1 protein-coding gene is annotated in these 1493 nt (G+C 69.3%); it reads left to right on the top strand.

Translation table 11 applies throughout. From position 1 onward, the window contains the following. Positions 1–267: 267 nt before the first annotated feature. Positions 268–1470: an IS110 family transposase gene (locus ACFZCY_RS45465; protein WP_391187719.1), complete on the top strand. Its 1203-nt coding sequence runs from the start codon at positions 268–270 to the stop codon at positions 1468–1470. Positions 1471–1493 lie beyond the last annotated feature (23 nt).

The raw sequence follows: 1493 nt of genomic DNA, 5'->3' as shown, positions 1-1493 counted from the left end.
CCCCCGTTATCTTCTTCGCGGTCCTGCAAGGGGACCGCTGGCCTCCGGGCCCGGCATGACTGTTCCCCCCTGTCGAAGGGATGACCTGGGGGGTGGTGTCACCGGGCCCGAGGGGTGCCGTTGGAGACGCTGATGAGAGGTCCGACTACCGCCTGGCCTGGCGCAACGCCAGGCCGCTTGCGGGCGGCAGGTCTGCATAACGTGGATGCGCGCGTACGGCCCCAAAGCCCTGGCCAGCACCGCACGAACCCCGCTCGGGAGGATGGGTTGGACGACATCGACGACGTGGGCGTCTTCCTCGGACTGGACGTCGGCAAGAGCGCCCACCACGGGCACGGCCTCACCCCGGCCGGCAAGAAGGTCTTCGACAAGCAGCTGCCCAACAGCGAGCCCAAGCTGCGGGCCGTCTTCGACAAGCTGGCCGCGAAGTTCGGCACCGTGCTGGTGATCGTGGACCAGCCCGCCTCGATCGGAGCCCTGCCCCTGACGGTCGCCCGGGACACCGGCTGCCAGGTCGCCTACCTGCCGGGCCTGTCCATGCGGCGAATCGCCGACCTCTACCCGGGAGAGGCAAAGACCGACGCCAAGGACGCCGCGGTGATCGCGGACGCAGCCCGCACCATGCCCCACACCCTGCGCTCGCTTCAGGTGACCGACGAGATCACCGCCGAACTGACCGTGCTGGTCGGCTTCGACCAGGACCTGGCAGCCGAGGCCACCCGCACCTCCAACCGGATACGCGGCCTGCTCACCCAGTTCCACCCCAGCCTGGAACGCGTCCTCGGACCCCGCCTGGACCACCAAGCCATCACCTGGCTGCTGGAACGCTACGGATCCCCGTCCGCCCTGCGAAAGGCCGGCCGACGCAGACTGATCGAGGTGATCCGCCCCAAGGCCCCGCGCATGGCCCAACGCCTGATCGACGAGGTCTTCGACGCACTCGATGAGCAGACCGTCGTCGTCCCCGGCACGGGCACCCTCGACGTCGTCATCCCCTCGCTGGCCCGCTCGCTCGCCGCCGTTCACGAACAGCGCCGAGCTCTGGAAGCACAGATCGCGGCCCTCCTGGAGGAGCACCCTCTTTCCCAGGTCCTGACCTCGATGCCGGGGGTCGCGGTCAGGACCGCCGCCACCTTGCTGGTCACCGTCGGCGACGGCACCAGCTTCCCCACCGCCGCCCACCTCGCCTCCTACGCCGGCCTGGCCCCGACAACCAAGTCGTCGGGGACCTCCATCCACGGCGAACACGCGCCCAGAGGCGGCAACCGACAGCTCAAACGGGCCATGTTCCTGTCCGCGTTCGCCGCCCTGCACGATCCCACCTCCCGTTCCTACTACGACCGGTGCCGGGCCCGAGGAAAGACCCACACACAAGCCCTCCTCCGCCTCGCCCGCCACCGCATCAGCGTGCTGTTCGCCATGCTCCGCGACGGCACCTTCTACGAACCCCGAACCCCACGCCTCGCTTGACGAAAGACATAGAGGCACCCCCC

Source organism: Streptomyces sp. NPDC007983, from assembly GCF_042958345.1.
Taxonomy (GTDB): Bacteria; Actinomycetota; Actinomycetes; order Streptomycetales; family Streptomycetaceae; genus Streptomyces.
The sequence above is the reverse complement of the archived record's forward strand: the minus strand, read 5'-3'. Positions and strand labels throughout refer to the sequence as shown.